8 protein-coding genes and 1 pseudogene are annotated in these 9145 nt (G+C 41.9%); 7 read left to right on the forward strand and 2 right to left on the reverse strand.

What is annotated here, in order from left to right; translation table 11 throughout:
• Positions 1-2: 2 nt before the first annotated feature.
• Positions 3-725, reverse strand: coding sequence for a plasminogen-binding N-terminal domain-containing protein (locus tag HMPREF1019_RS01545; RefSeq protein ID WP_002942758.1), 723 nt, complete (start codon positions 723-725; stop codon positions 3-5).
• Positions 726-839: 114 nt separating this feature from the next.
• Here HMPREF1019_RS01545 and HMPREF1019_RS01550 point away from each other — a divergent pair, with 114 nt between their 5' ends.
• The 7 genes from HMPREF1019_RS01550 (at position 840) to HMPREF1019_RS01580 (ending at position 8692) form a co-directional block, all read left to right on the forward strand.
• Positions 840-2009 carry a peptidoglycan DD-metalloendopeptidase family protein gene (locus tag HMPREF1019_RS01550; protein ID WP_009293916.1) on the forward strand — a complete coding sequence of 390 codons (1170 nt, stop codon included), beginning with the start codon at positions 840-842 and terminating at the stop codon, positions 2007-2009.
• Between the two features lie 9 nt (positions 2010-2018).
• Positions 2019-3386 carry a magnesium transporter gene (gene mgtE, locus HMPREF1019_RS01555; protein WP_009293917.1) on the forward strand — a complete coding sequence of 456 codons (1368 nt, stop codon included), beginning with the start codon at positions 2019-2021 and terminating at the stop codon, positions 3384-3386.
• Positions 3371-3955, forward strand: a complete 585-nt coding sequence (locus tag HMPREF1019_RS01560) for an NUDIX domain-containing protein (RefSeq protein WP_009293918.1) — start codon at positions 3371-3373, stop codon at positions 3953-3955. Before mgtE ends, HMPREF1019_RS01560 begins: the two co-directional genes overlap by 16 nt.
• 163 nt (positions 3956-4118) lie before the next feature.
• Entirely contained in the window at positions 4119-6236 is a 2118-nt protein-coding gene (locus tag HMPREF1019_RS01565; RefSeq protein WP_262359228.1) for an RNA degradosome polyphosphate kinase, read from the forward strand.
• Between the two features lie 236 nt (positions 6237-6472).
• Complete coding sequence (locus tag HMPREF1019_RS01570) at positions 6473-7105, forward strand: nucleoside recognition domain-containing protein (protein ID WP_009293921.1); 633 nt, start codon at positions 6473-6475, stop codon at positions 7103-7105.
• A 3-nt stretch (positions 7106-7108) separates the two neighbouring features.
• On the forward strand, positions 7109-7564 hold the full coding sequence (locus HMPREF1019_RS01575; RefSeq protein ID WP_002942766.1) for a YjiG family protein: 456 nt from the start codon (positions 7109-7111) through the stop codon (positions 7562-7564).
• Positions 7565-7573: 9 nt separating this feature from the next.
• The gene (locus HMPREF1019_RS01580) at positions 7574-8692 is read left to right on the forward strand and encodes a M20/M25/M40 family metallo-hydrolase (protein WP_009293922.1); all 1119 of its coding nucleotides are present in this window, start codon (positions 7574-7576) and stop codon (positions 8690-8692) included.
• 59 nt (positions 8693-8751) lie between these two features.
• Here the strand turns inward: HMPREF1019_RS01580 and HMPREF1019_RS09935 are convergent.
• Positions 8752-9145, reverse strand: a pseudogene (locus tag HMPREF1019_RS09935) (menaquinone biosynthesis decarboxylase); the annotation flags it as partial.

Raw genomic sequence — 9145 nt, forward strand, 5'->3', positions numbered from 1 at the left:
TATCAGTTGTCTTCTTCAAAAAGTTTTTCGTAGTGAGCATCGTAGTTGTTGATGTGCTCGCTATTTAGCTTCCAAAACACAGTGTCTATGTCGCTAACTCTTGTATAAAATGGTAGTTGATAGTACTCAACCTCGCCAGTTTTAAACTCTTTTAGCACCTTAAAGCTTTGGCAATCAGCAAAAACGCTTCTTCCATCCATCGCGACAAAGATAAGACCAGCTGCACTTTGAGCACACATCTTTCTAAAGTCATCTCTGCTTGGATTTGGCTTGTATTCGTAGCTTAAGTATGCTCCGACAAGGTCTGGATGGATAAATATCATATTGGGAAATGCGCCCAAAACCTCTTCATAAATTTCTTTATTTGGCACGACGATTAGCGAGCGGTTATAAAGGTAGTTTAGCACGACTATATCGCCACTTGCAGGTGCGATGCCAGGGAGTGGGAGAGCCTTTTGCTCAAGTAGGTCAAACACCTCAAATCTAACCTTCGCAAAGCCGGCATTTTTTGAGACAACGCTCACTCTTGCGATGATAGAGCTGTCAGTGTCAAATTTATGGAGCACAACGCCGCTTGATCCGATCAAAATTTCAGGACTATCAACTATCGTTGCTGTGCCGTCACTCTCGACGCTAATAAGAGGAGTTCTATACTCATTCAAAGAAAAATCAGCTCCAAAAGCAAAGCCAAAAAACAGCGATAAAATCACGATTATACGTTTCAAAAATATCTCCTAAGTTTAAATTTTTAGAGCGATTATAGCCTAAAATGCTTTATCTTTTGCAAAATTAAAGCAAGTTTTAGTTAAAATCCCTCCCAGCTTTTTAAAAGGATATCGATGCCTCGTATTTTTGTGATTTTTGCAATATTATGTATAAATTTATATGCCATAAAACCAACTGTTGATGAGCTTAGTTGGCCAAATGGCAGCAGCTTTTTAAATTTCCTAGAGACAAATAAAATCCCACTTTCACTTTACTACAACCTAGCAAGCGAAGATCAAGAGCTAACAGAAGAGATCATCGCTGGCACAAAATATCAAATTTACAAAGACGATAACGGCGAGGTAAAACAAGCTCTCATCCCCGTTAGTGACGAGCTTCAGATACATATTTATAGAGATGACAAGGGTAAATTTCAGCTTGAGTTTATCCCGATCTTATACCAAAGTGAAGATAAAGTTTTAGCCCTAAAAGTAGATAAATCAGTCTCTGAAGATATCTTTGACTACACTGGCTCTGGCACGCTAGCACTTGGTTTTAAAGAGGTTTTTAGCGGCAGCGGGATCGATTTTAAAAAGATAAACAAAGGCGATACGATCGCTATCGTTTATAACCAAAAACTACGCATGGGGCGCTCTTTTGGCACGCCTGAAATTTACGCAGCGATGATAGAGACTAAAAACAAACGCTATGTGATGTATAAATTTGAAGATAAATTTTATGATAAAAACGGCAAGAAAAATGACAAATTTCTACTCGTTCGTCCTCTTGCAAACGCTAGGATCACATCAAATTTTACCCTAAAAAGATGGCATCCGATCCTTCAAAGATATAGAGCGCACCTTGGAGTTGATTACGGTGCTCCAAAAGGCACACCGATCAAGGCTGCAGGCGATGGCACGGTCAAATTTGTCGGACAAAAGAGCGGTTATGGTAGAACCGTCATCATCTCTCACGCTGGTGGCTACGAGACACTTTATGCCCACTTAAATGGCTTTGCAAAGGGCATAAGAAGCGGTCTAAAAGTAAAACAAGGCACGCTGATAGCATACGTTGGCACAAGCGGCATGAGCACTGGCCCACACTTGCACTTTGGCCTCTATCTAGGTGGCAAGCCGATCAATCCAGAAAGCGCCATCAAAGTCGTAAAAAATATAGAAGACAAAAAAGAGTCGGCTAAATTTAAAGCGGTCGTAAATAGAGATGACGAGCTGATAAGACAAGCTCTAAGCAACGACAAAGAGTATCACAAGGTGGAATTTTTCCCTAACGTAATAGATTTTTAAAGGTAAAACTTGAGCCAAGAACTAGAAGAAGCAAAAGAGCTGATAGATCAGCACTTAGATGAAAATTTAGAAGATGGCGAGCTCTCTGCTTATGAGCTAGCCCAGCATCTTAAAACACTTAAAAAGCACGATGAAGAGCTTTTTGCCAAGTACCTTGAAAAACTAGATCCTGAAATTTTGGGTGATGTGGCGATAGAGTTACCTGATCACATGCTAAAAGACGTGATCGACACGCTCCCAGCTGAAAAGATCGTAGAAGCGCTTGAAGAGCTAGAGAGTGACGATGCGACAGACCTACTTCAATACATCGAGGATATCGATGAGGACAAGGCTAGAGAGCTTTTTAACGAGCTAGATAAAGAAAATCAAAACGAAATTTTAAGACTTAGAAGCTACGATGAAGATAGAGCTGGTGCGCACATGCAAACAGAGCTATTTTCAGCTCATCTTGAAGAGAAGCTTGGCAGCGCAGTCGCAAGACTAAGACAAGAGAAGCAAGAAGGAAAACTAGAAAACGTCTCACAGCTTTTCATCATCGATAAAAATAGCGTCTTGCAATACGCCATCCCGCTTGAAGATCTCATCCTCTTTGACTTTACAAAGACGCTAAAACAAAATATCGAATCAACCCAGATCGACCACTACAAGCCTCACATGGCAAACGATATGGATCTCATGCAAGATGTCGCTGATATGTTTCAAGAGTACGATCTAAACGTTATCGCAGTTACAAGTAGCACTGGAATTTTGCTAGGTCGTATCACGTATGATGATATCCACGACTACATCCAAGAGAGCGCTACAGAGCAAATTTATAACCTAGCTGGCGTTGATGACGAGTCAGAAGAGGACGATACGCTATTTAAAGCGGGTCGTGGCCGTGCGGTTTGGCTTGGCATAAATTTACTAACAGCACTTTTTAGCTCATCTATCATCGGACTTTTTGACGAGACGATCGCAGCTTACGTCGCACTTGCCGTTTTAATGCCAATAGTTGCTTCAATGGGTGGCAACACTGGCACGCAAGCACTTGCCGTTACGGTTCGTCGTTTGGCACTTGGCGAGATAGAATTTAAAGATGCAAAGAGCGTTTTAAAGCGTGAGGTGACGATCTCACTTGTAAATGGCCTCATCTTTGGCGCTATCATGGGCGTCATCGCCGCTGTTTGGTTTGACAAAGGTATGCTTGGCGTGGTTATTGGCCTTAGTATGGTTACAAATTTATTCTTTGCTGGCTTTTTTGGCACGATCATACCTTTGACGCTAAGGCGCTTTAACATCGATCCTGCTGTTGGCTCGGCGGTCATTCTTACTACATTTACCGATGCGATAGGATTTTTTAGCTTTTTAGGACTTGCAAAATGGATACTACTATAACAAATTTAGAAATTTTACCTCTTGGTGAGTCAAAATACCTAAAGCCATTTAAGATGAAATTTAAACAAAATGGCTTGCAAAGGGACTGGGACTGCGTCAAAGTGATGAATAGCGTCAGTATATTTTTATATCACGAGCAAAAAGATGCATTTTTGTTTGTCAAGCAGTTTCGCCCAGCTGTTTGGTACTCGCAAGAAAAAGAAGGCATCAAAACAAGTGAGCAAGGCTTTACTTATGAGCTTTGCGCAGGGCTTATGGATAAGGGGCTAAGCGAAGAGCAGACCGCTAAAGAAGAGGCAGTCGAAGAGGTTGGATACGAGCTAAAAGAGATGGAGCGCATCACGATGACGTATGGCGCTTTTGGCTTTGGCGGCAACATGCAAACGATGTTTTACGCAAAGATCGATGAGAGCATGAAGGTAAATGCAGGTGGCGGCATTGATGGCGAGGATATCGAGCTAGTTTTTATAAAACGAGAAGATATGATGAAATTTGCCTTTGACGAGAGCAAGGTCAAGGGCTTTGGGCTCATCTTTGCCTACTTGTGGTGGGAGAAATTTAAAGGCTAAAAAGAGACCTTTTTGATAAGCGCAAAGACAACAACCGCCACAACAAAAATGCCAACTAATATAATATAATCCGACATAAGAAACCTTTACGTTTAAAATTTGCACTATTGTAACTAAATTTTTAACAAAATAAGAACTTTATAACCGTACATATCATAAAATAATCAAAAATTATAAGGAGAAAATGATGAGCGAAAATGAAACTCTTTTTATCAACCGCGAATTAAGCTGGCTACGCTTTAACTCAAGGGTGCTCGCTCAGTGTGAAAAGGATATACCTTTACTTGAAAAGCTAAAATTTATAGCCATTTATATGACAAATCTTGATGAATTTTATATGATAAGAGTGGCTGGTCTAAAGCAGCTTTTTGCAGCTGGAGTGACAACAAGTAGTAGTGATGGCATGAGTCCGCTTGATCAGCTAAGAGAGATCAGAAAGTATCTGCAAGATGAGCAAAATTTAGTCGAGGCTCACTATAAAAGCACCGTAGATGCGCTTAGTAAAGAGGGTCTTTTTATCAAAAACTATGACGAGCTTGACGATAGCTTAAAGCAAAAATGCGACGAATACTTTTTCTCAAACATCCTGCCAGTTATCGTGCCTATCGCTGTTGATGCGACACATCCATTTCCGCACTTAAACAACCTTAGCTTCTCGCTTGCCGTTAAGCTTGCTGATATCGAGCATCCTGAAATTTTAAAATACGGTATGATAAGAATTTCAAGAGTATTGCCAAGATTTACCCAGCCAAGTAGCAACGTTTTTGTGCCGATTGAAACGATCGTACACCGCCACGCAGAAGAAATTTTCCCAGGATATAAGCTCATTAGCTCAGCTGCCTTTAGAGTGACAAGAAACGCTGATATCGTTATCGAAGAAGAAGAAGCGGATGATTTTATGATGATACTTGAGCAAGGGCTAAAGCTTCGTAGAAAAGGGGCTTTTGTGCGTATGCAGATAGATAAAGACGCAGACGCTGATATCTTAGAGTTTTTAAATTTTCACATGAAAATTTTTCACAAAGATATCTACTTTTCAAGCATCCCGCTCACACTTAGCTCTCTTTGGGAGATAGCTGGGAGCAAGAACTTCAGCCACCTAGCAAACCCGCCCTATGCCCCAAAAACACTGCCTCCATTTGGCAACGGCGTCTCGATCTTTGACGCCATAGACAAAGAGGATGTGCTGCTAGTTCATCCATTTGAGAGCTTTGATCCAGTCGTTAGCTTTATAAGAGAAGCGAGCAAAGATCCAAAGGTGATATCGATACGCATGACGCTTTACAGGGTCGATAAAAACTCACCGATCATCCAAAGCCTAATAGACGCCGCAAGCGACGGCAAGCAAGTAACTGTGATGGTCGAGCTAAAAGCGAGGTTTGACGAAGAAAATAACCTTCACTGGGCAAAGGCACTTGAAGATGCTGGCGCACATGTGATATATGGCATCACAGGCTTTAAAGTCCATGCAAAAGTTAGCCAAGTGATCCGCCAGATCGGCGATAAACTCAAATTTTACATGCACTTTGGCACTGGCAACTACAACGGCAGCTCAGCAAAAATTTACACTGACGTAAGCCTATTTACGAGCAAAGAAGAATTTAGCCAAGATACGACCTCGTTTTTTCACATCCTCTCAGGATATAACAAAAACCGCCGTCTAAACGCCCTTAGTATGTCGCCCTTTCAGATAAAAGAGCGCATCATCGAAAAGATAAGAGTGGAGGCTAGCAAAGGCAGCGAGGGCAGGATCATCGCTAAGATGAATGCGCTAATAGACGAAGACGTGATAAACGAGCTTAGCCGCGCTTCAAACGCAGGCGTGAAGATCGACTTAATCGTTCGTGGTGTGTGCGGACTAAGACCTGGCGTAAAAGGCAAAAGCGAAAACATCAGAGTTCGCTCGATCATCGGCAAATACTTAGAGCACGCTAGAATTTTATATTTCAAGCACGCTAATCCAAAAATTTACATCTCAAGCGCTGACTGGATGCCACGAAATTTAGAGCGCCGCTTGGAGCTTATGACACCTATCTTTGAGCCAAGGCTTCAAGAGAGACTGCTTGAAATTTTAGAGCTTCAGCTAAGCGATAACGACCTAGCATTTGAGCTACAAAATAACGGCGAATACGTAAAAGTAGCTAGACGCGAGGGCGAAAAAGTGATCTCTTGCCACGAAGTTTTAGAAAACTACATCTCTAAAATTTACAAATCCGTCAAAAAAGACACCGACAAAGCAAAAGCTGACATGCTTGCAAGCAAGCTTTTAAAAGAGAGCTAAAAGATAAATGGCTTTTAAATTTAAATTTTAAGTTTAAGAGCCATTTTCCTACAAATTTCTACTAAAAATTACAAATTTTAATAATAAATTTTATTATTTCGGTCACTTCAAAAGACCTAATATGGGTAAATTTAGCAAGAAAAGTTACAATCAAGTAAGTATTTTTATATTTTAAATATTACCTAAGCTTTTAGGCTATATATTTAAACCAAATCCAAATCAATAAAGGAGACTTTATGAAAGAGAGTAGTGATACTAAAAAACTCGTCATCGGTACGATCACACTTGCAATTGCGATCGTTTTCTTTGGAGGTTTTTTACAAAACACCTATGGTGGTATCTTTGACTTTAGCAAACTAGCAGGTCAATTTCCAGAATGGTTTAAAACAGGAAGCGGCACTAGCGCAAAAGGTGGCTTTTTATTTGCCCTTAGCCTTGCCCCTGCCGTTATGCTCGCACTTGGCTTTGTCGCTATTTTTGAGAAATACCATGCACTTTACGCAGCTTCAAGACTGCTAACGCCTGTTTTAAAGCCACTTATTGGCATACCAGGATGTTGCTCTATCTCTTTGATAGCAAGCACACAAAGCACCGACGCAGGCAGCTCAACGGCTAAATTTTTGCGTCAAGATGGCCTCATCTCACACAAAGAGCTTCTCATCTTTGCAGCGTTTCAGTTTAGCGCTGGTGCGATGATCACAAATTTCTTATCTTCATTTGCTCCGGTTTTACTAGTGACTGACAAAGCTGGCAACACAGCCCCTGCTACCATAGCCATGGTGCTTGGCATAGTCTTTGTCTTTAAAATTATTGGAGCAAATTTGATGAGACTTTATGTCAAAAAATTTGTCAAAGATGATGAGGAGTAAGAGATGACTGAAAATAAACTAATAACCGACGTATTTGTAGAGGGCGCTAGAAAAGGCTGGGACATCGCCGTAAAAAACACCATCCCAAACGTGCTTATGGCCTTTGTCATCATCCACATCCTAAAAGTATCTGGCGCGCTTAGCGTGATAGGCAAATTTCTAGGATTTATCATGCTTCCACTTGGTCTTCCAGGTGAGTCCATAGCCGTTTTCATGGCTGCATTTTTGAGCTGGGGTGGCTCTGCAGGCGTGCTAGTTGCACTTGTGGGAGATGGTACGCTAAATGCAAACGATATCGCTGTCTTGCTTCCTGGCATGGCGCTAGTTGGCTCGACTGTGCAGTACATGGGACGAGTTTTAGGCGTGCTTGAAGTACCAGGCAGACACTATCTCGTACTTTTTGGAATTTGCATCTTAAATGCCTATTTAGCGATGTTTGTGATGAGCTTGCTCGTATAAGGATAAAAGATGAAAGATAGTGAAATAGACAAATATTTGGCCGATCTAAAGGAGATAACCGACATAGAAAGCCCAACTTCAAGCATCGATGGCGTAAATGAAGTTGCAGCTTGGTTTAAAAAAAGGGCTGAAATTTTAGGCCTAAAAAGTAGGAGCATAGAGCTTGGCACCGACAAGGTCGCTCCTTGTATTTTCATCTCAAACGACCTTGAGGCAAAAAGCTACGACTTTTTATTCATCGGGCACATGGACACCGTTTTTCCTGTGGGCACAAAGGCTGAAGTGCCATTTAGCAAGATAGATGAGCGCATAAATGCACTTGGCGCGATCGACGATAAAGGCGGCAGCCTGCTCTCGCTTTACGTCATCAAAGAGCTTGATCTTAGCAAACTAAAGATCGGTCTCTTTTTAAACTCACACGAGGAGACTGGCTCAAATTTCGCCAAAGACGCCATAAGAGAGCTAGCCAAGAAGTCTCGCTACGCCCTAGTCGTCGAGCCTGCAAGAGAAGATGGCTCGATGGTGGCTACTAGAAAGGGCGTGATCTCTTATGTGCTAAATTTCCGTGGCATTAGCGCGCACGCTGGCAACCACCCAGAGCGCGGTCGTTCGGCTGTGGTGGAGGCTGCAAATTTCATCGTTGAGCTCTCAAAACTCACTGATTTTAAGGCAGGCCATACATTTAATAGCATAATGACAAAAGGTGGCGACGCCCAAAACGTCGTGCCAGACTTTGCCAGCGTGACATTTGAGATGAGATATCGCCACGCTAGCTCGGTGGAGTTTTTGTATAAGAAAATGGACGAAATTTTATCTCATCCGATAGTGCCAGAAGTGAGCTGTGAGCGCATCCTCACAAACGAAGAAGGGCCGATGATAGACGAGGTAAATTTACCAAATATCAAAAAAGTCTTTGACGAGGCAGCGAAGGCCACTGGCACAAAGGTCACTTGGGTCGATGCTGGCGGACTAAGCGATGGCAATATCAGCGCATCGGCTGGTTGCCCTACGATAGATGGTCTTGGTCCAACTGGTGGCAACATGCACACGAAAAACGAGTATCTAGAGATAAACTCAGTCGTCAAAAAGTGCAACCTCATAGTTGAGGCTATCAAAAAACTTTCGTAGTTTAGGCAGGCTATATGCTTGCCTAATTTTTAAATTTATAACATTACAGCAGTCAAAACCTACCCAAATATCTCAAATTTATGAAACAGCTCTGGCTCATCTTTCACTATGCCACGCTTCACAAGCTCAGCCATCACTTCGCGCTCACAGTCAGTTTGCATAGGCCAGCCACGAGTATAGCCCTCTAACTCGTCCTTGCTCGTCGCATCCACGCAGAAATTTTCGCCATCTATATAGATATCACGCAAGGCATCTATGTTATTTGTCACGCGCCAAAGCAGCATATATGGATTTTCTAGGTAGTTTTGCATATCCACTACGACTAAAAGCTTGAAAAACTCCTTAAATTCCAAAAGCTTAGAAAATAACTCTTTTACAGGGCGATCTTTTTCAAATTTAATCACACAAATAGGCGTTTTACTCTGCTTTTTAAACTGCCTAAGCCCCTTAACA

The organism is Campylobacter sp. 10_1_50, from assembly GCF_000238755.1.
In the GTDB taxonomy this organism is placed as follows: domain Bacteria; phylum Campylobacterota; class Campylobacteria; order Campylobacterales; family Campylobacteraceae; genus Campylobacter_A; species Campylobacter_A concisus_R.

What these genes read in the sequence shown, in the direction of transcription:
- HMPREF1019_RS01550 (WP_009293916.1), top strand. Translation starts at nt 840, where the DNA reads ATGCCTCGTATTTTTGTGATTTTTGCAATATTATGTATAAATTTATAT.
- HMPREF1019_RS01560 (WP_009293918.1), top strand. Translation starts at nt 3,371, where the DNA reads ATGGATACTACTATAACAAATTTAGAAATTTTACCTCTTGGTGAGTCA.
- HMPREF1019_RS01570 (WP_009293921.1), top strand. Translation starts at nt 6,473, where the DNA reads ATGAAAGAGAGTAGTGATACTAAAAAACTCGTCATCGGTACGATCACA.
- HMPREF1019_RS01575 (WP_002942766.1), top strand. Translation starts at nt 7,109, where the DNA reads ATGACTGAAAATAAACTAATAACCGACGTATTTGTAGAGGGCGCTAGA.
- HMPREF1019_RS01580 (WP_009293922.1), top strand. Translation starts at nt 7,574, where the DNA reads ATGAAAGATAGTGAAATAGACAAATATTTGGCCGATCTAAAGGAGATA.